This window comes from Pseudomonas sp. SDO5271_S396, assembly GCF_054071795.1.
Map to the genome: position 1 here is coordinate 58,631 of NZ_JBSVWB010000020.1, position 24,003 is coordinate 82,633.

General features: G+C 61.9%; 21 protein-coding genes. 16 read left to right on the forward strand and 5 right to left on the reverse strand.

Features of this window, described 5'->3' with window-relative positions; all coding sequences use genetic code 11:
• Positions 1-72: 72 nt before the first annotated feature.
• Genes rsmA through ACW9IN_RS15615 form a run of 4 tightly spaced genes read right to left on the reverse strand, consistent with a single transcriptional unit; the run spans position 73 to position 5,993 of the window.
• Positions 73-885: a 16S rRNA (adenine(1518)-N(6)/adenine(1519)-N(6))-dimethyltransferase RsmA gene (rsmA, locus tag ACW9IN_RS15600; RefSeq protein ID WP_457366731.1), complete on the reverse strand. Its 813-nt coding sequence runs from the start codon at positions 883-885 to the stop codon at positions 73-75.
• Positions 882-1,871 carry a 4-hydroxythreonine-4-phosphate dehydrogenase PdxA gene (gene pdxA / locus ACW9IN_RS15605; protein WP_457366732.1) on the reverse strand — a complete coding sequence of 330 codons (990 nt, stop codon included), beginning with the start codon at positions 1,869-1,871 and terminating at the stop codon, positions 882-884. Before pdxA ends, rsmA begins: the two co-directional genes overlap by 4 nt.
• Entirely contained in the window at positions 1,868-3,208 is a 1,341-nt protein-coding gene (locus ACW9IN_RS15610; RefSeq protein WP_457366733.1) for a peptidylprolyl isomerase, read from the reverse strand. Before ACW9IN_RS15610 ends, pdxA begins: the two co-directional genes overlap by 4 nt.
• Positions 3,183-5,993: an LPS-assembly protein LptD gene (locus tag ACW9IN_RS15615; protein ID WP_457366734.1), complete on the reverse strand. Its 2,811-nt coding sequence runs from the start codon at positions 5,991-5,993 to the stop codon at positions 3,183-3,185. Before ACW9IN_RS15615 ends, ACW9IN_RS15610 begins: the two co-directional genes overlap by 26 nt.
• 130 nt (positions 5,994-6,123) lie before the next feature.
• Here ACW9IN_RS15615 and ACW9IN_RS15620 point away from each other — a divergent pair, with 130 nt between their 5' ends.
• Genes ACW9IN_RS15620 through ACW9IN_RS15630 form a run of 3 tightly spaced genes read left to right on the forward strand, consistent with a single transcriptional unit; the run spans position 6,124 to position 8,589 of the window.
• Positions 6,124-7,149 (forward strand): aminoglycoside phosphotransferase family protein, encoded by a 1,026-nt coding sequence (locus tag ACW9IN_RS15620; protein ID WP_457366735.1) that lies wholly within the window; start codon positions 6,124-6,126, stop codon positions 7,147-7,149.
• Complete coding sequence (gene murU, locus ACW9IN_RS15625) at positions 7,146-7,820, forward strand: N-acetylmuramate alpha-1-phosphate uridylyltransferase MurU (protein WP_457366736.1); 675 nt, start codon at positions 7,146-7,148, stop codon at positions 7,818-7,820. Before ACW9IN_RS15620 ends, murU begins: the two co-directional genes overlap by 4 nt.
• A 1-nt stretch (position 7,821) precedes the next feature.
• The gene (locus tag ACW9IN_RS15630; RefSeq protein ID WP_457366737.1) at positions 7,822-8,589 is read left to right on the forward strand and encodes a TerB family tellurite resistance protein; all 768 of its coding nucleotides are present in this window, start codon (positions 7,822-7,824) and stop codon (positions 8,587-8,589) included.
• A 7-nt stretch (positions 8,590-8,596) separates the two neighbouring features.
• Here ACW9IN_RS15630 and ACW9IN_RS15635 read toward each other — a convergent pair whose 3' ends face one another.
• Positions 8,597-9,571 carry an alpha/beta hydrolase family protein gene (locus tag ACW9IN_RS15635; RefSeq protein ID WP_457366738.1) on the reverse strand — a complete coding sequence of 325 codons (975 nt, stop codon included), beginning with the start codon at positions 9,569-9,571 and terminating at the stop codon, positions 8,597-8,599.
• Between the two features lie 77 nt (positions 9,572-9,648).
• On the opposite strand from ACW9IN_RS15635, the gene ACW9IN_RS15640 reads away from it, so the two are divergent.
• The 13 genes from ACW9IN_RS15640 (at position 9,649) to trpC (ending at position 23,961) form a co-directional block, all read left to right on the forward strand.
• A complete protein-coding gene (locus tag ACW9IN_RS15640) occupies positions 9,649-11,643 on the forward strand; it encodes a histidine kinase (protein WP_457366739.1) in 1,995 nt (664 codons plus the stop codon).
• Positions 11,644-11,661: 18 nt separating this feature from the next.
• The gene (locus ACW9IN_RS15645) at positions 11,662-12,291 is read left to right on the forward strand and encodes a response regulator (RefSeq protein ID WP_457366740.1); all 630 of its coding nucleotides are present in this window, start codon (positions 11,662-11,664) and stop codon (positions 12,289-12,291) included.
• A 225-nt stretch (positions 12,292-12,516) separates the two neighbouring features.
• Positions 12,517-13,629, forward strand: a complete 1,113-nt coding sequence (locus tag ACW9IN_RS15650) for an ABC transporter ATP-binding protein (protein WP_457366741.1) — start codon at positions 12,517-12,519, stop codon at positions 13,627-13,629.
• Positions 13,630-13,673: 44 nt separating this feature from the next.
• Positions 13,674-14,714, forward strand: coding sequence for an ABC transporter substrate-binding protein (locus ACW9IN_RS15655; RefSeq protein WP_457366742.1), 1,041 nt, complete (start codon positions 13,674-13,676; stop codon positions 14,712-14,714).
• A gap of 162 nt (positions 14,715-14,876) precedes the next feature.
• Positions 14,877-16,124, forward strand: a complete 1,248-nt coding sequence (locus ACW9IN_RS15660) for an ABC transporter permease (RefSeq protein WP_457366743.1) — start codon at positions 14,877-14,879, stop codon at positions 16,122-16,124.
• A 13-nt stretch (positions 16,125-16,137) separates the two neighbouring features.
• Positions 16,138-16,962: an ABC transporter permease gene (locus tag ACW9IN_RS15665; protein WP_457366744.1), complete on the forward strand. Its 825-nt coding sequence runs from the start codon at positions 16,138-16,140 to the stop codon at positions 16,960-16,962.
• A 230-nt stretch (positions 16,963-17,192) separates the two neighbouring features.
• A complete protein-coding gene (locus ACW9IN_RS15670; protein ID WP_457366745.1) occupies positions 17,193-18,341 on the forward strand; it encodes an iron-containing alcohol dehydrogenase in 1,149 nt (382 codons plus the stop codon).
• Positions 18,342-18,425: 84 nt separating this feature from the next.
• Positions 18,426-19,100, forward strand: coding sequence for a ribulose-phosphate 3-epimerase (rpe, locus tag ACW9IN_RS15675; RefSeq protein ID WP_457366746.1), 675 nt, complete (start codon positions 18,426-18,428; stop codon positions 19,098-19,100).
• On the forward strand, positions 19,097-19,915 hold the full coding sequence (locus tag ACW9IN_RS15680; RefSeq protein ID WP_457366747.1) for a phosphoglycolate phosphatase: 819 nt from the start codon (positions 19,097-19,099) through the stop codon (positions 19,913-19,915). Before rpe ends, ACW9IN_RS15680 begins: the two co-directional genes overlap by 4 nt.
• Positions 19,916-19,983: 68 nt before the next feature.
• Complete coding sequence (trpE, locus tag ACW9IN_RS15685; protein WP_457366748.1) at positions 19,984-21,465, forward strand: anthranilate synthase component I; 1,482 nt, start codon at positions 19,984-19,986, stop codon at positions 21,463-21,465.
• A gap of 10 nt (positions 21,466-21,475) precedes the next feature.
• Complete coding sequence (locus ACW9IN_RS15690) at positions 21,476-22,069, forward strand: aminodeoxychorismate/anthranilate synthase component II (RefSeq protein ID WP_457366749.1); 594 nt, start codon at positions 21,476-21,478, stop codon at positions 22,067-22,069.
• Between the two features lie 9 nt (positions 22,070-22,078).
• Positions 22,079-23,128 carry an anthranilate phosphoribosyltransferase gene (gene trpD, locus ACW9IN_RS15695; protein WP_457366750.1) on the forward strand — a complete coding sequence of 350 codons (1,050 nt, stop codon included), beginning with the start codon at positions 22,079-22,081 and terminating at the stop codon, positions 23,126-23,128.
• The gene (gene trpC / locus ACW9IN_RS15700; RefSeq protein WP_457366751.1) at positions 23,125-23,961 is read left to right on the forward strand and encodes an indole-3-glycerol phosphate synthase TrpC; all 837 of its coding nucleotides are present in this window, start codon (positions 23,125-23,127) and stop codon (positions 23,959-23,961) included. Before trpD ends, trpC begins: the two co-directional genes overlap by 4 nt.
• Positions 23,962-24,003 lie beyond the last annotated feature (42 nt).

Consider the following 24,003-nt stretch of genomic DNA (forward strand, 5'->3'; position numbering starts at 1 on the left):
TGCGATTGCATCAACGCGCGCTGACGGATGTTCCGCGGCGCATGCATCGCCGGCCAGCCGGCTCCGACACGGTCACTCGGCGGCTGGCGCAGGCTTGATGGCAAGCTGGTCAGCCAGGCGCACGAACGCGGCCAGGTCCAATTGCTCGGGGCGCAGGCTGCCATCCACGCCGGCGGCTTCGATTTCGGCATTGGTCAACAAGGCCTTGAGCGTATTGCGCAGAGTCTTGCGGCGTTGGTTGAAGGCTTCACGCACCACTCGCTCCAGCAGGCGATGGTCCTTGGCCGGGTGTGGCAGCACGGCGTGAGGCACCAGGCGCACGATGGCCGAATCGACTTTCGGCGGCGGGTTGAAAGCACCGGGGCCAACGTTGAACAGGTGTTCGACGCGGCAATGGTACTGAACCATGATCGACAGACGGCCCCAATCGCCACCGCCAGGCCCAGCCGCCAAGCGCTCCACCACTTCTTTTTGCAGCATGAAGTGCATGTCGCGGATGATCCCGGCGTTGTTCAGCAGGTGGAAGATCAACGGTGTGGAGATGTTGTAAGGCAGGTTGCCGACGACCCGCAGGCTGTTGGGCGCGGCATTGAGCGTGTTGAAGTCGAACTTCAGCGCGTCGCCCTGGTGCAGGTTGAAATTGGATTGGCCGGCGAACTGCTGATTGAGGATCGGGACCAGGTCCTTGTCCAGCTCAACCACGTCCAGCTGGGCACCGCTGGCCAGCAGGCCCTGGGTCAGCGCGCCCTGGCCTGGACCGATTTCCAGCAGACGGTCTTCGGGTTTGGCATGGATGGAGCGCAGGATGCGGTCGATCACGCCAGCGTCGTGCAGGAAATTCTGTCCGAAGCGCTTGCGCGCCCGGTGTTGGTAATGCTCGGTCATATACGGGTCTCGGCCATCTGATAGGCGGTTTCCAGGGCCACGTGCAGGCTGCCGGTATCGATCTTGCCGCTGCCCGCCAGGTCCAGGGCGGTGCCATGGTCGACGGAGGTGCGGATGATCGGCAGGCCCAGTGTCACGTTGACGGCGGCGCCAAAGCCTTTGTATTTAAGCACCGGTAGCCCCTGGTCATGGTACATCGCCAGCACTGCGTCGCAGTGCTCCAGATATTTGGGGGTAAACAGAGTGTCTGCAGGCAATGGGCCGCGCAGGTCCATGCCCTCCTGGCGCAGACGCTCCAGGGTAGGTTCGATGATGTCGATTTCTTCATGGCCCAGGTGGCCGCCTTCGCCGGCATGGGGGTTGAGCCCACAAACCAGGATGCGCGGGTGGGCGATGCCGAACTTCTGTTGCAGATCCGCGTGCAGGATGCGCGTTACGCGCTCCAGGCGCTCGACGGTGATCGCATCTGCAATATCGCGTAATGGCAGGTGCGTAGTGACCAGCGCGACGCGCAAGCCGCGCGTCGCCAGCATCATCACCACTTGGGCGGTGTGGGTCAGCTCGGCGAGGAATTCGGTGTGGCCGGAGAAGGCGATGCCGGATTCGTTGATCACGCCCTTGTGCACCGGGGCGGTGATCATCCCGGCGAAGTCGCCGTCGATGCAGCCTTGCCCGGCACGGGTCAGGGTTTCCAGCACAAATGCGGCGTTGGCCTTGTCCAGTTGCCCGGCAACCACGTGGGTCGCGAGCGGGGTATCCCACACATACAGGCTGCCCGCCGGTGCCGGCAGGTCGGGCCAGTTGCCAGGCGCCACCTCCAGTAGATCGACGACCACGCCCAACTGCGCGGCCCGCTCGATGAGCAGGTCGCGGCTGGTAATGGCAATCAGGGGGTGTGGCTGGGGCTGTGAAGCGAGCAGCAGGCACAGGTCTGGACCAATGCCGGCCGGCTCGCCGGGTGTCACCGCGAAACGCTGGGGTTTCACTGGGCTGCCTGGTCGGTGCCTGTTTGCTCGGCACCTGGCAGCTTGTTCTCTACATAGGCTTCGTCACGGATCTGACGCAACCAGGTTTGCAGCTCTTCATCGTACTTGCGGTTACGCAGTACGTTCAGGGCTTGCTGCTCACGAGCCTGAGCGGTGTTGTCGGTGGCGCGACGGCCAAGGACTTCCAGCACGTGCCAGCCATATTGGGTCTTGAACGGCTTGGACAGCACGCCCTGTGGCGTGGAGGCCATCACTTGCTGGAATTCTGGCACCAAGGCTTTCGGATCGATCCAGTTCAGGTCGCCGCCATTGAGCGCCGAACCCGGGTCTTCCGAGAAACTCTTGGCCAGGGTGGCGAAGTCTTCACCGCTTTCGATGCGGTCGTAGATCTTCTGGGCCAGTTCCTTGGTTTGCGCTTCAGTGCGGATTTCGCTCGGTTTGACCAGGATATGACGGACGTGCACTTCGTCTTTCAGCGAGGTCTCGCCGCCACGACGCTCCAGCAACTTCAGAATGATGAAGCCGCCTGGCGTACGCGCTGGTTGAGTGATGCCGCCGACTTCCATCGCGCTCAGTTCACGGTCGAACGGAGGTGGCAGTTGAGCGGCTTTACGCCAGCCCATGTCACCGCCTTCGAGGGCGTTGTCACTGCCGGACACGGCAATGGCCGTCTGGGCAAAGTCGGCACCCGCCTTCAGGCGGTCATAGACAGCCTGGGTTTTGGCGGCGGCTGCGTTGAGCTGCTCGGAGTTGGCGCTGTCCGGGGTCGGGATCAGGATATTGGCCAGGTGCAGTTCTTCGGAAAGCTGCATCTTGCCCAGGTCCGACGCCAGGAAGTTTTTCACTTCCTGTTCCGAAACCTGAACCCGCTCTGCCACGCGGCGCTGACGCACACGGCTGATGATCATTTCACGGCGGATCTGGTCACGGGCGTCCTCATAGGACAAACCGTCATGGGCCAGGGCCGCACGGAACTGGTCGATGCTCATGTTGTTGCGCTGGGCGATGGTGCCGACCGCCTGGTTGAGCTCTTCATCCGAGATACGGATACCGGAGCGATCACCGATCTGCAGTTGCAGGTTCTCGACGATCAGACGCTCCAGCACCTGTTGGTCCAGGACGCTGGTCGGAGGTACGCCGCCGCCACGTTTGGCGATGGTTTGCTGAACTTCCTTGACCCGTTGGTCCAGCTGGCTTTGCATGATCACGTCGTTGTCGACGATGGCCACTACTTTATCCAGCTGTTGAACCGCAGCGTGTGCCGATGCGGTCCCCAGGAACAGCGCGCCCAGTACGAGCGGGCGCAGACAATCAGAAAGCTTGGTCTTCACGTTCACGATAACCTTCAATGCCTTTGTCGAGGAAGCTCTCTACCTTGGCGCCGGTCAGGCCGCCGAGTCCTTTGAGGACGATCTGGAAGAAGAGCCCGTGGTCACCCTTTTCGTTCAACGGGGCGATCTGAGTGTATTCGTCGTTGGAAACCCAATAACGGTTGATCACGCGAAGTTTCCAGCAGCAGTTGTCGTACTCGAAGCCACCGAAGGCCTCCAGTGTACGGTTGCGTGCGTAGTCATACTGCCAGCGGGTGATCAGGTTCCATTGTGGAATGATCGGCCACATCATCGAGAAGTCGTGTTGCTGGATTTTGTAGTAATCCTTCACGAAGTTCTCGTCGCCTGGCTTGCCGTAGTCACCACCGAACTGCCATTTGCCGGTCAGCTGGTTGTAGACCACCTGGTCGTTGCGATAGCGGTAACCGACGTTGATGATCTTGTTCGGGTTGTCTTCCGGCTGATAGTGAAGCATCGCGCTGCCGGAACGAGGACTGTGGTTCTCGGTGTCCCAGTTGTAGTCGGCGGTGGCGCGCCAGTCGCGGTTGAAACGGAACTCGTAGTCCAGGGCCACCGGCGAAACGTCGGTGTTGGCGTCGGCGCGGTCGGCGGCGAGGATGCCTGGCAACTGCACCTGGCGGTCCTTGAAGTACAACGCCTGGCCTATCGACGCCCGCTGACGTTCGAAGCCGTTGTCTTCGATCCAGCGGCTGGTCAAGCCCAGGGACAGCTTGTTCTCGTCACCGATACGGTCGTTGCCGCTGAAGCGGTTGTCGCGGAACAGCGACGCGTAGCTGAACGAGTATTCGCTGGTGTCGAACACCGGAATGTCGCTCTGGTCCTTGTTCGGCACGTACAGGTAGAACGCGCGAGGCTCGAGGGTCTGGCGATAGTTGGTGCCGAACCAGTTGGTATCGCGGTCGAAATACAGGCCGCTGTCGATGCTGGCGACGGGAACTGCACGGTCCTGGGAACTGCTGAAGCTGCCACCGGCATACGGGTTGGCGGCGGTCGAAGCCGCCTGCGCCGCGATGATCTGGTTCTTGCCGATGCTGTCCAGGTCCAGGTCGTACTTGGTGTAGACGTACTTGAGCTTCGGCGTCACGAAGCCGTAGGTCCAGTTCATCGGGTAATCGACAGCCGGGGCAACGTTCAGGCGCGTACCGTTGGCACGGGTCAGGCCGGTCACGTAGGTGTCCAGGCGCGGCGATACCAGGCCGTTTTCGTCGGTGAAGGTGCCGTTCTCCAGGTCGCGCTCGAAGCGCACGGCTTCGGTCTCGTACGTGAAGTTCACACCGCCCGGATGGTACGGCAGGGTGCCATTGAAGGTGATCTGCGGCAGCCGGTCATACGGGGTGATCTGGGAAATCGTCGCCAGCTGGTACGCCTGCAGGTTGAGGCGCGCCTGGTAGGAGTCGCCGCGATAGGTCACGGAACCCTGCTGATTGATGTAGTCGCTGCTCTTCACGCCTTCCTGGAAAGACTTGAGGTCCTGGAAGTAGTAAGGGTCGCTGATATTGGTGTAGTCGACCTGGGTCAGTACACGCGAATCCAGCCCGCCCTTGTGTTGCCAGTTGAGCATGTAGCGGGTTTTTTCGTAATCGGTCTGACGCTTGCGCTCGTCGTTGTCGTCGTTCAGGTACGCGCCGCCGACCTGGCCTTCGCTGGACTTGGTGAGGTAGCGGAATTCGCCTTCCATCAACAGGCCGCGCTTGGTCATGTATTGCGGGTACAACGTGGCGTCGTAGTTCGGCGCCAGGTTGAAGTAGTACGGCGTCACCAGGGTAAAGCCGGTCTCGCCGCCGGTGCTGAAGCTAGGCGGCAGGAAGCCGGATTGACGACGGTCGTCGATCGGGAAGTAGATGTAAGGGGTGTAGAGGATCGGAATGTTCTTGACCCGCAACGTCGCGTTGGTCGCCGTACCGAAGCCGGTGGCCGGGTTCAACGTGATGTTGTTGCCCTTGAGCTGCCAGGCGTTGCTGTCTGGCTCGCACGTGGTGTACGTACCGTCCTTGAGACGGATGATGGCGTTTTCGGCGCGCTTGGCGTACAGCGCGTTACCGCGAATGCGCGATTTGTGCAGCACGTATTCGGCGTTGTCGATCTGTGCCGCACCGGTGTCCAGCTGGACCTGGGCGTGGTCGCCGACGATCAGGGCGCCGTTGTCGCGCAGACGGACGTTGCCGTCCAGTTCGCCACGGCTCTCGGCCTGATACAGGCTGGCTTCCTGCGCTTCGAGCTGCATGCTGCCCTGGCGCATGACGACGTCACCGGCCAGGGTTGCAACCTGTTGCTCCTGCTCGTAGCGCGAAGCCTTGGCGCCGATAAAGGTCGGTGCATCGCTCTTGCTCGTCTTGTCGTTCATGCCGGGACGAGTCGGCTCGATATACGCACCGCCGCAGTACGGACCGGTTTCAGCCAGTTGGGCCGCGGTCAGTTTCTCGCGCGGTACCCAGTCCAGGTGGCTGTAGTCGGCGCTGCGCGAACGCAGGCCGCGGCCCTTGGATTCGGTGACCAGCGTGTTCTGCGGCACGGCCTCGGCTTTGCCGCCGGTCTCGCCGGATGGCGTGCCGGAGGTCGAGCTGACGGCTGCACCGTCATGCACCGGACGCGGTGGCAACGGGGCAGCCGCGGTTTTCGGCGCGCAATCCCAGGCACCCGAAGCAGAGACTGAGCAGTCATACTGTTCCGCGGCGACCACGAATGAGGTGGCGAAGGGTTGCATGGCCAGCAGACTGCCGGTTACCAGCAACGGAAATTTTCTACGAAACGCGGGGGATTTCAATGCCATCTTATTAGTCCGGGCTTCCTGCGTGCCATCTGCCCGCGGTGTGGGCCGCACGCCTCTCGATGGTCTGAAAAAGATGCGTGATAATAAAGCATGACCCGCTTGACGGCTAGCGCCGTCGGAGACCCTTGTAATGCCCGAGCAAGATCTGCGTTTACAACAGCTGAAAGTCTGGCTGGATGAGCAACTTCCGATCCTTTTCAACGCTCAAGGCTGGGGTGCGGTACCCCCGGCCACATTGACCGCGGCCAGCAGTGACGCGAGTTTCAGGCGTTACTTCCGCTGGGAGGGCGGCGATCGGACTTTCGTCGTGATGGACGCGCCACCGCCCCAGGAAAACTGCAAACCTTTCGTCGATATCGCTCATTTGCTGGCGAAGTCAGGAATAAATGTTCCACAAATTTATGCAGAAGATTTGCCGCGAGGCTTTCTTTTGCTCAACGATCTGGGCACGAAAACCTACCTGGACGTGATTGACGAGCAAAACGCCGATCCATTGTTTGCCGATGCCATCGATGCGTTGCTGGCGTTCCAGCAGTTGCCGATGGACGCGCCGCTGCCCAGTTACGACGTTGCGCTGTTGCGCCGTGAGCTGGAATTATTTCCCGAGTGGTACGTGCGACGGCACCTGGGCATCGAGTTCGATACCCGGCAACAGGCGCTCTGGCAGCGCGTGAGCACGCAACTGATCGACAGCGCCCTGGCCCAGCCGAAAGTTCTGGTGCACCGCGACTATATGCCACGCAACCTGATGATCAGCCAGCCGAACCCGGGCGTGCTGGATTTCCAGGACGCAGTCTACGGCCCGGTGACCTACGACATCACCTGTCTGTTCAAGGATGCGTTCCTCAGTTGGCCGAAGGCCCGTGTGCGGGAATGGCAACGCGGCTACTGGGCGCGTGCGGGGCAAGCGGGAATCCCGGTGCAGGCGGACTTCGAAGACTTTCTGCGCGCCAGCGATCTGATGGGCGTGCAGCGTCACCTCAAGGTCATCGGCATTTTTGCGCGTATCTGCCATCGCGACGGCAAGCCGCGTTACCTGGCCGACGTACCGCGCTTCTTTGCTTATATAGAAGCGGTGCTGGAAGACCGTCCGGAGTTGAGCGAGCTGGGTGAGTTGCTGGCCAGCCTGCGTCTGCCCGCCGAGGCGAGCCTATGAAGGCGATGATTCTGGCCGCTGGTAAAGGTGAGCGGATGCGTCCGCTCACCTTGCACACGCCCAAGCCGTTGGTGCAGGCCGGCGGCAAGCGCTTGATCGAGTATCACCTGGAGGCGCTGGCCAAGGCGGGTTTTACCGAGATCGTGATCAACCATGCGTGGCTCGGCCACCAGATCGAAAGCTACCTGGGTGACGGTGCACAGTTTGGCCTGCGTATCCGTTACTCGCCGGAAGGCGAGCCGCTGGAGACCGGCGGCGGGATTTTCCAGGCACTGCCACTATTGGGAGGTGAGCCCTTCCTGGTGGTCAATGGCGATATCTGGACCGACTATGACTTCGCCCGTCTGCGACAACCTATCGAGGGACTGGCGCATCTGGTGATGGTCGATAACCCGGCGCATCACCCCTCGGGAGGCGATTTCTATCTTGCGCAAGGTTTGCTTCAGGATGCCGTCGTCGGTGCCGATAACCTGACCTTCAGTGGCATTTCCGTGCTCGACCCCAAGCTGTTCGCGGGTTGCAGCGCAGGTGCCTTCAAGCTGGCACCGCTGTTGCGGGCGGCCATGGCCAAAGGTCTGGTAACGGGGGAACACATGACGGGACGCTGGATCGATGTCGGTACGCTGGAGCGTCTGGCGCAAGTCGAAACCCTGCTGACAGCGGGGCACTAGGATGTTGTGGCCAGGGACGCTGATCGGCGCGGGAGCTGGGTTTGCCATTGCCAGTATCCCCGGGGCCATGCTGGGTGCATTGCTGGGGCAGGCGCTCGACCGCCGCTTGCAGCTGCACAGCTGGGCGCACTTGCGTGAGCGCCTGGGCGGGCGTCCAGCGTTGCGCAACGACGAATTGCTGTTTGTGTTGCTCGGACGCCTGGCCAAAAGCAATGGCCGGGTCGCAGACGGACATATCCAGCAAGCCCGTCAGGAAATGCGCTCATTGGACATGAATGAGTCGGCGCAGCGCCGCGCGATCGCGGCGTTCAACCGTGGCAAATCCGGCACTGATCGGGTTCGGCGCTATCTGCGTGTGCTCAAGGCCCAGCCCCATGCGGCGGAAGGCGTGCTGCGTGCGTGCTGGCGGATGGCGTGGGCCGACGGCAAGGTCGACCATGCCGAGCGCGACCTGATCGGGCTGTGGGGCAAGTGGCTGGGCTGGACGCCGCTGCAATTGCAGGCGCTGGCCGCCGACTACACGCCGGAACGCAAGCCATTGGCCAATCGGGGCGGCGCTTATCAGGAAGCGCTGCGCATCCTCGGGGTGACGGCTACCACCGAACCTTCGGTGATCAAGCGCGCTTATCGCCGGTTGCTCAGTCGCCATCACCCGGACAAGATCGCCGGCAGTGGCGCCAGCCCTGCGCAAGTGCGCGAGGCGACTGAGCGCACCCGCGAATTGCACAATGCTTATGCATTGATTCGCGAGCGGCGCGACTTTCGCTGAGCGACGGTCAGTCGGCGCTGGCCTGGGGGCTCAACCAGCCGCGAATGCGCCGATACAACTGCTCTTGCTCGGCGGCGTTGTTGCCGGGCAGAGCCTTGAGCGTGACCTGTTTATAGCCCTCGTTTTTTGCACGTTTGGCCGCCTGGGCACGTTCCTGCGCCGCTTTGCGTGACGCGGGGCTGTCCTGGTAGAACAGGTCGGCCGTGGGTAGCTTCAGGACGGGGGCCAGTTGTTGCACATCCGGCTGACGGCCAGCGGGCGTCTTCGCCGCGACCATGACCAGCTTCTGCACCTGGGACGGTTGTTTTTCGCTCAAGTAACGCGCGGCCCACCAGGCACCGGTGCCATGTCCCATCAGCACTACGCTGCGCGCACCCTGGGTCTGGGCGAAGGCCACGGCGGCATCGATGCGGGCGAAGATGCGCGAGGCGTCGGTCTTGTCCTGCTCGTCGGTGCCCGGCACCACGGACGGGTCGGTGCCTTCGGCTTCGGCGCTGGCGGCTTGTTCGATGGGTTTGTCGGTGGTGCTCGCCTCTTTGCTGCTGGTATCGACGGTGGCCTTGGGCGCCTCCATCACGCGGGGTGGCAAGGTGTCCACGCTCACATCCGGCAGCGACAGACTGAGGGTGCCCCAGTTGGCGTTCGGCAATTTGCGGCGCAACGGGCCGATTGCTTGCGGCCAGTCAGCATTTTCACCGGCGCCGGGCACGATAATGGCCACACCTTCGGGTTCGGCGCTGTTTGCCGGTTTCCACAAGGCCAGGAATGAGTCGCTGCCGGCCTGCAATTGCTGCTGCTCTTGTTGCGGAATGTTGCGTTGCAGCGCGCTGGCTTCTTCCTGGCTGCGCTCGGGGAGGGGTTGGCGCTCGACCGGTTTTTCGGCGGCGGGCGCAGGGGCGTCGGCGGCCTGGGCAGAAAACGCGCTGGTCAGTAGCAGAGACAGGCACAATGCCGGCAGTGCTGTACGGTTTCGATGGGGCATCGTGGATTCCCGGCCAGAAGTGATTCCAGCAGCCTAAAGGGTTGGTCAGTATTTGTCAGTGATGTGAGGCGTGGATCATGGGTTTTCGCTATCTGCTGGTTATCGGCGGCTTGTGTGTTGCCTTGATGGCAACGGCTGCGCCCGCGCCTGTCATCGCGCAGGCGCCCCTCAATGCCCAGCAGCGTGAATGGCTGGCCCAGCACCCGGAACTACGGGTCGGCGTGGTCTTGCAGGCACCCTATGCGCAATACGATCGTCGCTTGCAGCGTTTGTCGGGGGCCAATGTCGAGGTGATGCAGTGGTTGGCCAAGGCGCTGAACATCGAACTGACCTGGCGTAACTTTCCCACCCAGGAGCAACTGGAGGACGCGGTGCGCGAGGGCGAGGTCGATATCGCGCCCGGCCTGCAACAGACCCCGGCCGGCCTGCGTCTCTGGCTGTTCACCGACCCCTACATGCGGGTGCCTCAACATATTGTCGGCGTGCGCGAAGGCGGTGGTGCGGTGGAGCTGGAAAAGCTCGACGAACAGTCCCGTGTCGCCGTGCGCATGCCCAGCGCGGTGGCCGATTACCTGCGCAGTACTTACCCCGGCTTGAACCTGCAAGGCGTGCCCATGGAGCGTCAGGCCTTGCAGTTGCTGGTGAGCCAGCAGGCACGTTATGCGGTGGTGGATGAAGCGCAACTGAGCCGGCTGTCGGCCGAACCGGAGTTCGCCGGGCTGGCGGTGGTAGGGGATATCGGACTGCCGCAACTGCTGCGGGTGGCGACGCGCCGCGAGTGGCCGGAACTGGCCGGCATCATGGAAAGCGCGTTGCGCGCAATACCGGCCCGCGACCTGGACCAGTTGCACAGTCGCTGGTTGCAGCCCAAATACCCACGGCTGTCGGAGTCGCCGGGGCTGTGGCAGAACCTGACCCTGTTGTTGGGCCTGTTCCTGCTCGCCAGCCTCACGGTCGTGTTCTGGCTGCGTCGCCAGCAACGGCTGCTGGAGCACAGCCTGCTGGCCGCGCGTGAAGAAAGCGCGGCCCGGGCCGCCGGTGCCGAAGCGTTGCGGTTGACGCAATTTTCCATCGACCAAAGCACCGTCGGCATCCTGTGGGTCAATTGGGACAGCCATGTGCGCTACGCCAACCGCGCCGCTGAAACCATGCTGGGTTATGGCCCTGGGGCGTTGATCGAGCGACCGTTGAGCGATTTTGACCCCACTCTGGACATGGACCGCTGGCTGAACCTGTGGAAGCGCGCCCGGGCCCATGAGGAGGGGCCGCAGAACTTTTCCGCCGACTGCCTGCGCGCCGATGGCAGTCGCTTGCCCGCTACGGTGTCCTTGAGTTTTCTGCGCTTTGCCGATGCCGAGTACCTGGTGGTTTACCTCAATGATGTCACCGAGCTGCGCCGCACGCTGGCGGCGCTGCAGCAAAGCGAAGCGCAATTGCGCGAGCTGTCCGCCCACCTGGAAACCGTACGCGAAGAAGAAAAGGCGCGTATCGCCCGGGAAGTGCACGATGAACTCGGGCAGATGCTCACGGTGCTCAAGCTGGAAACCTCCATGTGCGAATTGGCCTATGCGCAACTCGACCCGGGCCTGCACGAGCGCTTGAACAGCATGAAACGTCTGATCGCCCAGTTGTTCCAGCTGGTGCGTGACGTGGCCACTGCGCTGCGTCCGCCGATTCTCGATGCGGGCATTGCCTCGGCCATCGAATGGCAGGCACGGCGTTTTGAAGCGCGCACACAAATCCCTTGCCTGGTTCAGGTGCCGGACAATCTGCCGATCCTCAGCGACGCCAAGGCCATCGGCCTGTTTAGGATCCTGCAAGAAGCGCTGACCAATGTGATGCGCCATGCCCAGGCGCATACTGTCGAGCTGACGCTTGCCCGTGAAGGTGCCGCGCTGCGGCTGACCATCAGCGACGACGGTGTGGGGTTCGTCCAGGCGCAAGGCCGTCCGTTGTCGTTCGGCCTGGTGGGCATGCGCGAGAGGGTGCTGATCATGGGCGGGCAACTGCACCTGGAAAGCGCGTTGGGGGAGGGCACCACGCTAAGTGTGACGGTGCCGCTGGATGCCTAGGACCAAGAGGAAGTTTCTGTGATTCGTGTACTGGTAGCCGAAGACCACACCATCGTTCGGGAAGGCATCAAGCAATTGATCGGCCTGGCCAAAGACCTTCAGGTTGTCGGGGAGGCGAGCAATGGTGAACAGTTACTGGAGACCCTGCGCCACACCCCTTGTGAGGTGGTGTTGCTGGATATCTCGATGCCCGGCGTCAATGGTCTTGAAGCCATCGCGCGGATTCGGGCGCTGAACCACCCGCCGGCGATCCTGGTGCTGTCCATGCATGATGAAGCGCAGATGGCGGCCCGGGCCTTGAAGGTGGGGGCGGCGGGGTATGCGACCAAGGACAGCGACCCGGCGCTGCTGCTCACGGCGATCCGCAAGGTGGCGGCTGGCGGGCGTTACATCGACCCGGACCTGGCCGACCGCATGGTGTTCGAAGTCGGCCTCACCGATACGCGGCCCTTGCATTCGTTGTTGTCGGAGCGGGAGTTTTCGGTGTTCGAGCGCCTGGCCCAGGGCGCCAACGTCAATGACATCGCCCAACAACTGGCGCTGAGCAGCAAGACCATCAGTACTCACAAGGCGCGGCTGATGCAAAAACTCAATATCACCTCGCTGGCCGAACTGGTGAAGTACGCCATGGAGCACAAGCTGCTATAGCCACATACCTGATAACGACACCGCGAAAACCCCGCCGAGCCCACTCTTGCCGCTTGCAGCTCGCCACTTGTCGCTGCACCGTTCCGTGCGCGTCATCTGTGTAGGGCGATCCCTACCCCCAACCTTCCATCCGACTGATGCGATTCTCTCCCGGCCCCCGATTTCCGCGGCCTTGCGCCTGGACTACGCTTGTTCCACAGCAGTCCAAAACAAAAAGGTGCGGGTATGAGCGAGGTGGATTCAAATGATGTGCTGGTCAGCTTTCGTGGCGTGCAGAAGAGCTACGACGGCGAGAACCTGATCGTCAAAGACCTCAACCTGGAGATTCGCAAGGGCGAGTTCCTCACCTTGCTCGGGCCTTCGGGTTCAGGCAAGACCACCAGCCTGATGATGCTTGCCGGTTTCGAGACGCCGACCGCGGGTGAGATCCTGCTGGCCGGGCGCTCCATCAACAACGTGCCACCGCACAAGCGCGATATCGGCATGGTGTTCCAGAACTACGCATTGTTCCCGCACATGACAGTCGCCGAGAACCTGGCGTTTCCGCTGTCGGTGCGGGGTTTGAGCAAGACCGACATCAGCGAGCGGGTCAAGCGCGTGCTGAGCATGGTCCAGCTTGACGCCTTCGCCCAGCGCTACCCGGCCCAACTCTCCGGTGGCCAGCAACAGCGCGTGGCCCTGGCCCGGGCGCTGGTATTCGAACCCCAGCTGGTACTGATGGACGAACCCCTCGGCGCTCTCGACAAGCAACTGCGTGAACACATGCAGATGGAGATCAAGCACCTGCACCAGCGCCTTGGCGTGACCGTGGTGTACGTGACCCACGACCAGGGCGAAGCGCTGACCATGTCTGACCGCGTGGCGGTGTTCCACCAGGGCGAGATCCAGCAGATCGCCGCACCGCGCACGTTGTATGAAGAGCCGAAAAATACCTTTGTCGCCAACTTCATCGGCGAGAACAACCGCCTCAATGGTCGTCTGCACAGCCACACCGGCGAGCGTTGCATGGTGGAGCTGGCGCGGGGCGAGAAGGTCGAGGCACTGGCGGTGAACGTGGGCCAGGTCGGCGGCCCGGTGACCTTGTCGGTGCGGCCGGAGCGCGTGAGTCTCAACGGTTCCAGCGAAAGCTGCGTCAACCGTTTTTCGGGACGGGTGGCGGAGTTCATCTACCTGGGCGACCACGTTCGGGTGCGTCTTGAGGTCTGCGGCAAGACCGATTTTTTTGTGAAACAACCCATTGCCGAGCTGGACCCAGCCCTGGCCGTTGGCGACGTGGTACCGATTGGCTGGCAAGTCGAGCACGTTCGCGCGCTCGATCCACTTCTAGAGGCGAATTGATCGCCCTCCTGGCTTCACCAACCCTGCACGTGGAGAGAACAACAATGTTGAGATCCCTTAAGTATTCCGCCCTGGCCATGGGCCTGATCGGCGCGACCCAGGCCATGGCAGGCCCGGACCTGACAGTCGTGTCCTTCGGTGGCGCGAACAAGGCGGCCCAGGTCAAGGCGTTCTATGCACCGTGGGAAAGCGCGGGCAACGGCAAGATCGTCGCCGGCGAGTACAACGGCGAAATGGCCAAGGTGAAAGCCATGGTCGACACCAAGAGCGTGTCCTGGGACCTGGTGGAAGTCGAGTCGCCGGAATTGTCCCGCGGCTGTGACGAAGACATGTTCGAACAGCTGGACCCGAAGCTGTTCGGCAATGGCGCGGACTACGTGAAAGGCGCTATCCAGCCGTGCGGCGTGGGCTTCTTTGTATGGTCGACCGTGCTGGCGTACAACGCCGACAAGCTGAAGGCACCGCCAGGCGGCTGGAAAGATTTCTGGGACGTGAAGCAATTCCCGGGCAAGCGCGGCTTGCGTAAAGGCGCCAAGTACACCCTGGAATTTGCCTTGATGGCCGACGGCGTGGCACCGAAGGACGTCTACAAAGTGCTGGCCGGCAAAGATGGCCAGGACCGCGCGTTCAAGAAGCTCGATGAACTCAAGCCTTACATCCAATGGTGGGAAGCGGGCGCCCAGCCGCCGCAATACCTCGCCTCGGGTGACGTGGTGATGAGTTCGGCCTACAACGGCCGTATCGCCGCCGTGCAGAAAGAAAGCAACCTGAAGGTGGTGTGGAACGGCGGCATCTACGACTTCGATGCATGGGCCATTCCCAAAGGCCTGGCCAAGGACCGTGCGGATGCGGCGAAAAAATTCATCGCTTTCTCGGTGCAACCGCAGCAGCAGAAGACCTATTCGGAAAACATCGCCTACGGCCCGGCCAATAGCCAAGCCGTACCGTTGCTGGATAAAGGCATCCTGAAAGATATGCCGACCACGCCGGAAAACATCGCCGACCAGGTGCAGATCGACGTGAGCTTCTGGGCGGATAACGGCGAGCAACTGGAGCAGCGCTTCAACGCCTGGGCAGCCAAGTAACCCTACTGCTGTGTTGGATGGGCCTTTGTGGGAGCTGGCTTGCCTGCGATGCAGACATCTCGGTGTATCTGATGTACCGAATCGATGCCATCGCGGGCAAGCCCGGCTCCCACAGAAAGCCCCATCCACAGTGAAACCACCTTAGATTTTCCGGAGTTAGCCATGGCCATCGCCGTTCCCCCGAACGAGGTCAACAGCCCCACCCTCAAGCAGCGTCTGGCGCGTGCCGAGCGGGTCAACCGCTGGAAAGCCCAGGCCTTGATTGCGCCGCTGGTGCTGTTCCTGGTGCTGGTGTTCCTGGTGCCGATCGTTGCGTTGCTTTACAAAAGCGTCGGCAACCCGGAAGTGGTGGGCGGCATGCCGCGCACGGTGATGGCGATCAATACCTGGGATGGCCGCGGTTTGCCTGGCGAGCCGGTGTATCAGGCCCTCAGCGAGGACCTGGGCGAGGCGCGTAAAAACCAGACACTGGGCGATTTGTCCAAACGCTTGAACATGGAGCTGGCCGGCTATCGCAGCCTGCTCACCAAGACCGCGCGGGCGCTGCCGTTTACCGAAGCGCCCGCTTCCTATAAAGAAGCGCTGGAAAACCTGGACGAGCGTTGGGGCGACCCGGCGTATTGGCAGGCGATCCGGCGCAACACCAGCAGCCTCACGCCGTATTACCTGCTGGCGGCGGTCGATCACCGGATCGACGACCTGGGTGAAGTCGCCCCGGCCACGCCCGACCAGGCGATTTACCTGGACATCTTCGCCCGTACATTCTGGATGGGCCTGGTCATCACCTTTGTGTGCCTGCTGCTGGCCTATCCCCTGGCGTATCTGTTGGCCAACTTGCCGTCGCGACAAAGCAACCTGCTGATGATTCTGGTGCTGCTGCCGTTCTGGACCTCGATTCTGGTACGGGTGGCGGCGTGGATCGTGCTGCTGCAGTCCGGTGGCTTGATCAACAGTGCGCTGATGGGCCTGGGCCTGGTCGATAAACCGGTGGAGCTGGTGTTCAACCGCACCGGGGTCTACATCTCCATGGTGCATATTCTGTTGCCATTCATGATTCTGCCGATCTACAGCGTGATGAAAGGCATCTCGCCCACGTATATGCGCGCGGCGATTTCCCTGGGCTGTCACCCGTTCGCCAGCTTCTGGCGCGTGTACTTCCCGCAGACCTACGCCGGCGTCGGCGCCGGTTGCCTGCTGGTGTTCATCCTGGCGATTGGTTACTACATCACCCCGGCCTTGCTGGGCAGTCCCAACGACCAGATGGTCAGCTACTTCGTGGCGTTTTATACCAACACCAGCATCAACTGGGGCATGGCCACCGCGCTGGGCGGCTTGCTGCTGCTGGCCACCGTGTTGCTGTACCTGATCTACAACCGGCTGGTAGGCGCCAGTCGCCTGCGCCTGAGCTGAGGAGACTTTTGCGATGCTGAGCCCTTATATGTCGCCCATCGAACGGGTGTGGTTCTACAGCTTGCGGATTCTCTGCGGCTTGATCCTGCTGTTCCTGATTTTGCCGGTGCTGGTGATCATCCCGCTGTCGTTCAACAGCGGGAGTTTCCTGGTGTATCCGCTGCAAGGTTTCTCACTGCATTGGTACCAGGACTTCTTCGGCTCGGCCGAGTGGATGCGCGCGCTGAAGAACAGCATCATCGTGGCCCCCGCCGCGACGGTGCTGGCTATGGTCTTCGGTACCCTGGCAGCGATTGGCCTGACCCGTGGCCACTTCCCCGGCAAGGCGCTGGTGATGGCCTTGGTGATTTCACCGATGGTGGTGCCGGTGGTGATCATTGGCGTGGCCAGCTACCTGTTTTTTGCGCCTTTGGGTCTGGGCAACAGCTTCTTCTCGCTGATCGTGGTACACGCGGTGCTGGGTGTACCGTTTGTGATCATCACCGTGTCGGCCACCTTGCAGGGTTTCAACCATAACCTGGTGCGGGCAGCGGCCAGTCTCGGGGCGTCGCCGCTGACCACGTTCCGCCGGGTGACCTTGCCGTTGATTGCGCCGGGGGTGATTTCCGGGGCGCTGTTTGCCTTTGCGACATCGTTCGACGAAGTCGTGGTGACGCTGTTCCTTGCCGGCCCCGAGCAAGCGACCTTGCCGCGCCAGATGTTCAGCGGTATCCGCGAAAACCTCAGCCCGACGATCGCGGCGGCGGCGACCCTGCTGATTGCCTTCTCGGTGTTGCTGTTGCTCACCCTGGAATGGCTGCGCGGGCGTAGCGAGAAACTGCGGACCGAGCAGGTCTGACTGTGGCAACGCGATCCAATGGATGTGGCTTTTGTGGGAGCCGGGCTTGCCCGCGATGCAGGCGACTCGGTCTATCAGTCAAACCGAGGTGATGCCATCGCAGGCAAGCCAGCTCCCACACTGACCGTGCCCACTTTGAATCACCTGTGCATTCAATTGCTGAATAGCTGACAACACGCCGCAGGAAGCTACGCTTGTGCCAGCCCATCACTCAACAAGAGGCCGCGCACATGAGTACTTCCTCATTCAAGATCGCCCACAAGCTGTTGACCGGCCAGGGGGCCATCGAACAACTGGCCTTCGAACTCTCGCGTCTGGATGTGGATAACCCGCTGATCGTGACTGATGCCGCGCTGGTCAAGTCTGGCACTGTGGCGCTGGCGCTGGAGCACTTGGGCGAGCGTACCTACGAAATTTTCGACCGCGTGCTGCCCGACCCGGAAATCGCCATCGTCGAGGACTGCATGCAGGTGTACCGTGACGGCGGGCATGACGGCTTGATCGGGGTGGGCGGCGGCAGTGCCATCGATATCGCCAAAAGCGTGGCGGCCTATGCCGGTTATCACGGTGCACTGGCGGATCTGTTCGGTGTCGACCAGGTGCCGCGCAAAGGGCCGCCGCTGATCGCCATCCCGACTACCGCCGGCACCGGTTCGGAAGTGACTAATGTGGCGATCCTTTCCGACAAGGTTGCCCAACTGAAAAAAGGCATTGTCAGTGATTATCTGCTGCCGGATGTGGCGCTGATCAGCCCGCAAATGACCCTCACTTGCCCGCGCGGCGTCACTGCCGCCAGTGGCGTGGATGCGCTGGTGCACGCCATCGAGTCCTACCTGTCGCTGAATGCATCGCCGATCACCGACGCCCTGGCCATCGGCGCGATCAGGTTGATTGCCGGCGCCTTGCCCAAGGCCTACGCCAACCCGGGCAACCTGCAAGCCCGTGACGATATGGCCACCGCCAGCCTGATGGCCGGCATGGCCTTCGGCAATGCCGGGGTCGGTGCGGTGCATGCGCTGGCCTATCCGCTGGGCGGGCGTTTCAATATCGCCCACGGCGTCAGCAATGCGCTGTTGCTGCCCCATGTGATGCACTGGAACAAGCTGGCCTGTGTGGAACGCATGCAGGACATTGCCCAGGCGATGGGGGTGAATGTTTCAGGTTTGAGTGTCAATGACGCGGCCGATCAAGCGGTGGAGGCCATGGCGCGACTGTGTGCCGCCGTGGAGATCCCGGCGGGCTTGCGCAGCTTCGGGGTGCCCGAGGACGCGATCCCGGCCATGGCCACGGAAGCGGCGGGCATCGAACGGCTGATGCGTAACAATCCGCGCCAGCTCAGCGCAGCCGATATCGAGAAAATCTATCGGGCCGCCTACTAACCGTTGAGTTAGGTCACGGTGCGCAGGGCAAAGCATGCGGTATACAATGCGCGCCATCGTGATTTAGCTCAAAAAAGGTGCGTCATGCAGCCCTTCGTCATTGCTCCATCGATTCTCTCCGCCGACTTCGCCCGCCTGGGTGAGGAAGTGGACAAGGTGTTGGCCGCCGGTGCCGACTTCGTGCACTTCGATGTCATGGACAACCATTACGTGCCCAACCTGACCATCGGTCCGATGGTCTGCGCCGCACTGCGCAAGTACGGCATTACCGCGCCCATCGATGCACACCTGATGGTCAGCCCGGTCGATCGCATCATCGGTGACTTCGTTGAAGCCGGCGCCACTTACATCACCTTCCACCCGGAAGCCTCGCTGCACGTGGACCGTACCCTGCAACTGATCCGCGAAGGCGGTTGCAAGGCGGGCCTGGTGTTCAACCCGGCCACGCCGTTGAGCGTGCTTGAGTACGTGATGGACAAGGTCGACATGATCCTGTTGATGAGCGTCAACCCAGGCTTCGGCGGGCAGAAGTTCATTCCCGGCACGCTGAACAAGCTGCGCGAAGCCCGTGCGCTGATCGACGCTTCGGGGCGTGATATCCGCCTGGAGATCGACGGTGGTGTCAACGTCAACAATATCCGCGAAATCGCCGCCGCTGGCGCCGACACCTTCGTGGCCGGCTCGGCGATCTTCAACGCCCCGGACTATCAGGAAGTGATCGCCAAGATGCGCGCCGAACTGGCGCTGGCGCGTCCATGAGCGGTTTTGAGCAGTTGTTCCCTGGCAAGTTGCCACGGCTGGTGATGTTCGATCTGGACGGTACCTTGATCGATTCGGTGCCCGACCTGGCCGCGGCGGTGGACGAAATGCTGCTCAAGCTGGGACGCAAGCCCGCGGGTATCGAGGCGGTGCGCGAATGGGTCGGCAACGGCGTGCACATGTTGGTGCGCCGGGCCCTGGCCAACCACATCGATGCCGACGGTGTGGATGAGGTGGAAGCCGAGCACGCCCTGGAACTGTTCAATGCTGCCTATGAAGACGGCCACGAACTGACCGTGGTTTACCCCGGCGTGCGCGACACCCTCAAGTGGTTGAGCAAGCAGGGCGTGGAAATGGCCCTGATCACCAACAAGCCGGAGCGCTTCGTCGCGCCGTTGCTGGACCAGATGAAAATCGGCCGTTATTTTCGCTGGATCATCGGTGGCGATACGCTGCCGCAAAAGAAACCCGATCCGGCGGCGCTGTTTTTCGTGATGAAGATGGCCAATATCCCGGCCTCCCAGTCCTTGTTCGTCGGCGATTCGCGCAGTGATGTGCAGGCAGCAAAAGCTGCTGGTGTGCAGTGCGTGGCCCTCAGTTATGGTTATAACCATGGCCGGCCGATTGCCGATGAGTCGCCGGCGCTGGTGATTGATGACCTTCGGCTGCTAATCCCCGGTTGCTTGGGAGCGGGCGCTGAGATAACGTTGCCCGACATTGAATCAACCCCTTCTGGAAACGCCATCGTGGTGGTCACTCGCAAACTCTGGATGAAAGTCATCAAGGCCCTGGCCCGTTGGCGTTGGCGCGCCTGACTGATCCTGGCCGCGCTGCGGCACGTTTGCATACCTGACTGTTTGATCCTCAAGCCACGAGGCACATCATGATTCGCGAAGAATTCCTGCGTTTGGCCGCTGCCGGCTATAACCGCATTCCCCTGGCCTGCGAAACCCTGGCCGACTTCGACACGCCGCTGTCGATCTACCTGAAACTGGCCGACGAGCCCAACTCCTACCTGCTGGAATCGGTACAGGGCGGCGAAAAGTGGGGCCGTTACTCGATCATTGGCTTGCCGTGCCGTACCGTCCTGCGGGTACACGATCACCATGTGAGCGTTACCCATGACGGTATCGAGATCGAAAGCCATGACGTAGAAGACCCGCTGGCGTTCGTCGAAACCTTCAAGGCGCGCTACAACGTACCGACCATCCCTGGCCTGCCGCGTTTCAACGGTGGCCTGGTGGGGTATTTCGGCTACGACTGCGTGCGCTATGTGGAAAAACGCCTGGGTAAATGCCCGAACCCGGATCCGCTGGGCGTGCCGGACATTCTGCTGATGGTCTCTGACGCCGTGGTGGTGTTCGACAATCTTGCCGGCAAGATGCACGCGATCGTCCTCGCCGACCCGGCCCAGGCGGACGCCTTCGAGCAAGGCCAGGCCAGCCTCGAGGCCCTGCTGGAAAAACTGCGCCAGCCGATCACCCCGCGTCGCGGTCTGGACCTCAGCCGTCCGCCGGCGGCCGATCCGATCTTTCGTTCAAGCTTTACCCAGGGTGACTATGAGCGCGCGGTGGACACCATCAAGGAATACATCCTCGCCGGCGACTGCATGCAGGTGGTGCCTTCGCAACGTATGTCCATCGACTTCAAGGCCGCGCCGATCGATCTGTACCGTGCGCTGCGCTGCTTCAACCCGACGCCGTACATGTACTTTTTCAACTTTGGTGACTTCCACGTGGTGGGCAGCTCGCCGGAAGTGCTGGTGCGGGTCGAAGACAACCTGATCACCGTACGCCCCATCGCCGGCACCCGCCCGCGCGGCGCGACCGAAGAGGCGGATTTGGCGCTGGAAGAAGACCTGCTCAGCGATGACAAGGAAATTGCCGAGCACTTGATGCTGATCGATCTGGGCCGCAACGATACCGGGCGCGTCTCGGAAATCGGTTCGGTGAAGCTCACCGAGAAAATGGTGATCGAGCGGTACTCCAACGTCATGCACATCGTGTCCAACGTCACCGGTGAACTGAAAGCCGGCCTGACCGCGATGGACGCACTGCGGGCGATCCTGCCGGCGGGCACCTTGTCGGGGGCGCCGAAGATTCGCGCAATGGAGATCATCGACGAGCTGGAGCCGGTCAAGCGCGGTGTCTACGGCGGCGCCGTGGGTTATTTCGCCTGGAACGGCAACATGGACACGGCCATTGCGATTCGCACCGCCGTGATCAAGGACGGGGAACTGCATGTGCAGGCCGGTGGCGGGATCGTCGCCGACTCGGTGCCGGCCCTCGAATGGGAAGAAACCCTCAACAAGCGCCGCGCGATGTTCCGCGCCGTTGCGCTGGCTGAACAGACCCCCAATTTCTGAGGTTTCCCCCATGCTCCTGATGATTGATAACTACGATTCCTTTACCTACAACGTGGTGCAGTACCTGGGCGAACTCGGTGCCGAGGTCAAGGTGGTGCGCAACGACGAACTGAGCGTGGCCGAAATCGCCGCGCTGAACCCCGAGCGCATCGTGGTTTCGCCGGGCCCGTGCACGCCGACCGAAGCGGGCATTTCCCTGGAGGCCATCCAGTATTTCGCCGGCAAATTGCCGATCCTCGGTGTGTGTCTGGGCCACCAGTCCATCGGCCAGGCCTTTGGTGGTGACGTGGTGCGCGCGCGTCAGGTGATGCACGGCAAGACCAGTCCGGTATTCCATCATGATCTGGGTGTGTTCCATGGGCTCAACTTGCCGGTGACGGTGACCCGCTATCATTCACTGGTGGTCAAGCGCGAAACCCTGCCGGACTGCCTGGAATTGACGGCCTGGACCCAGCTGGAAGACGGCTCGGTGGACGAGATCATGGGCCTGCGTCACAAGACACTGAACATCGAGGGGGTGCAATTTCACCCTGAATCGATCCTGACCGAGCAGGGCTACGAGCTGTTCGCCAACTTTTTGAAGCAGAGCGGCGGCACGCGCTAAGGACTTTTCATGGATATCAAGACTGCCCTGAGCCGTATCGTCGGCCATCTGGACCTGAGCACCGCTGAAATGAGCGATGTGATGCGCGAAATCATGACCGGTCAATGCACCGACGCGCAGATCGGCGCGTTCATGATGGCGATGCGCATGAAGAGCGAGAGCATCGACGAAATCGTCGGTGCGGTCTCGGTGATGCGCGAGCTGGCGGACAAGGTCGAACTCAATACCCTCGACGGCGTGGTCGATGTGGTGGGTACCGGCGGTGACGGTGCGAATATCTTCAACGTGTCGACGGCGTCCTCCTTTGTGGTCGCAGCGGCAGGCTGCACCGTGGCCAAGCACGGCAACCGTGCCGTGTCCGGCAAGAGCGGCAGCGCCGATCTGCTGGAAGCCGCCGGGATCTACCTGAACCTCACGCCGGTACAAGTGGCGCGTTGCATCGACAGCGTCGGCATCGGCTTCATGTTTGCCCAGTCCCACCATGGGGCAATGAAGCACGCCGCTGGCCCGCGCAAGGACCTCGGCCTGCGCACCCTGTTCAACATGCTTGGCCCGCTTACGAATCCGGCCGGTGTGAAACATCAGGTAGTGGGCGTGTTCAGCCAGGCACTGTGCCGACCCTTGGCCGAGGTGTTGCAGCGCCTGGGCAGCAAGCATGTGCTGGTGGTGCACTCCAAGGATGGCCTGGACGAATTCAGCCTGGCGGCACCGACCTTCGTGGCGGAGCTGAAGAATGACCAGGTCACCGAATATTGGGTCGAGCCGGAAGACCTGGGCATGAAGAGCCAGAGCCTGCACGGTTTGTCGGTGGAAAGCCCGGCCGCCTCACTGGAGTTGATCCGGGATGCCCTGGGGCGTCGCAAGACCGAAAACGGTCAGAAAGCGGCGGAAATGATTGTGCTCAACGCGGGCGCGGCGCTGTATGCCGCCGACCACGCCTCCAGCCTCAAAGAAGGCGTGGCCCTTGCACACGATGCGTTGCACACCGGGCTTGCCCGGGAAAAGCTCGAAGAACTGGGTGCCTTTACTGCGGTGTTCAAGATGGAGAATGAAGGATGAGTGTGCCGACCGTTCTGGAAAAAATCCTGGCCCGCAAAGCTGAAGAAGTCGCTGAGCGCCGTGCCCGTGTCAGCCTGGCCGAGCTGGAAAGCCAGGCGAAGATCGCCGATGCGCCACGGGGTTTCGCCAATGCGCTGATCGCCCAGGCCAAGCTCAAGCAGCCGGCGGTGATTGCCGAGGTGAAAAAAGCCTCGCCAAGCAAGGGCGTGATCCGTGAAAACTTCGTGCCGTCGGAAATCGCTGTCAGCTATGAAAAGGGCGGGGCGACCTGCTTGTCCGTGTTGACCGATATCGACTACTTCCAGGGTTCCGACCTGTTTCTGCAGCAGGCCCGCGCCGCGTGCAAGTTGCCGGTGATCCGCAAGGATTTCATGGTCGATCCGTATCAAATCGTTGAAGCCCGCGCCTTGGGCGCCGACTGTGTGCTGCTGATCGTCTCCGCACTGGACGACGTGAAGATGGCCGAGCTGGCGGCCGTGGCCAAGGACGTTGGCCTGGATGTGTTGGTGGAGGTGCACGACGGCGACGAGCTGGAGCGAGCCCTGAAAACCCTCGACACACCGCTGGTGGGGGTCAACAACCGCAACCTGCACACCTTCGAAGTCAGCCTGGAAAACACGCTTGACCTGCTGCCGCGCATTCCGCGTGACCGTCTGGTGATCACCGAGAGCGGCATCGTCAACCGTGCCGACGTGGAGCTGATGGAAATCAGCGGCGTGTATTCGTTCCTGGTGGGCGAGACGTTCATGCGTGCCGAGAACCCGGGGGCGGAGTTGCAACGTCTGTTTTTCCCGGAGCGTGGCGTGGCAGTCAGCGGCTCGACATTGGACTGACCAAAACTTGGAATGCGGCTTGAATGTGGGAGCGGGCTTGCT

Bases quoted from the DNA above. Each gene is read 5' to 3' on its own strand.
- rsmA (WP_457366731.1), bottom strand. From the start codon at position 885: ATGACCGAGCATTACCAACACCGGGCGCGCAAGCGCTTCGGACAGAAT.
- ACW9IN_RS15615 (WP_457366734.1), bottom strand. From the start codon at position 5,993: ATGGCATTGAAATCCCCCGCGTTTCGTAGAAAATTTCCGTTGCTGGTA.
- ACW9IN_RS15620 (WP_457366735.1), top strand. From the start codon at position 6,124: ATGCCCGAGCAAGATCTGCGTTTACAACAGCTGAAAGTCTGGCTGGAT.
- murU (WP_457366736.1), top strand. From the start codon at position 7,146: ATGAAGGCGATGATTCTGGCCGCTGGTAAAGGTGAGCGGATGCGTCCG.
- ACW9IN_RS15630 (WP_457366737.1), top strand. From the start codon at position 7,822: ATGTTGTGGCCAGGGACGCTGATCGGCGCGGGAGCTGGGTTTGCCATT.
- ACW9IN_RS15635 (WP_457366738.1), bottom strand. From the start codon at position 9,571: ATGCCCCATCGAAACCGTACAGCACTGCCGGCATTGTGCCTGTCTCTG.
- ACW9IN_RS15640 (WP_457366739.1), top strand. From the start codon at position 9,649: ATGGGTTTTCGCTATCTGCTGGTTATCGGCGGCTTGTGTGTTGCCTTG.
- ACW9IN_RS15650 (WP_457366741.1), top strand. From the start codon at position 12,517: ATGAGCGAGGTGGATTCAAATGATGTGCTGGTCAGCTTTCGTGGCGTG.
- ACW9IN_RS15655 (WP_457366742.1), top strand. From the start codon at position 13,674: ATGTTGAGATCCCTTAAGTATTCCGCCCTGGCCATGGGCCTGATCGGC.
- ACW9IN_RS15660 (WP_457366743.1), top strand. From the start codon at position 14,877: ATGGCCATCGCCGTTCCCCCGAACGAGGTCAACAGCCCCACCCTCAAG.
- ACW9IN_RS15665 (WP_457366744.1), top strand. From the start codon at position 16,138: ATGCTGAGCCCTTATATGTCGCCCATCGAACGGGTGTGGTTCTACAGC.
- ACW9IN_RS15670 (WP_457366745.1), top strand. From the start codon at position 17,193: ATGAGTACTTCCTCATTCAAGATCGCCCACAAGCTGTTGACCGGCCAG.
- rpe (WP_457366746.1), top strand. From the start codon at position 18,426: ATGCAGCCCTTCGTCATTGCTCCATCGATTCTCTCCGCCGACTTCGCC.
- ACW9IN_RS15680 (WP_457366747.1), top strand. From the start codon at position 19,097: ATGAGCGGTTTTGAGCAGTTGTTCCCTGGCAAGTTGCCACGGCTGGTG.
- trpE (WP_457366748.1), top strand. From the start codon at position 19,984: ATGATTCGCGAAGAATTCCTGCGTTTGGCCGCTGCCGGCTATAACCGC.
- ACW9IN_RS15690 (WP_457366749.1), top strand. From the start codon at position 21,476: ATGCTCCTGATGATTGATAACTACGATTCCTTTACCTACAACGTGGTG.
- trpD (WP_457366750.1), top strand. From the start codon at position 22,079: ATGGATATCAAGACTGCCCTGAGCCGTATCGTCGGCCATCTGGACCTG.
- trpC (WP_457366751.1), top strand. From the start codon at position 23,125: ATGAGTGTGCCGACCGTTCTGGAAAAAATCCTGGCCCGCAAAGCTGAA.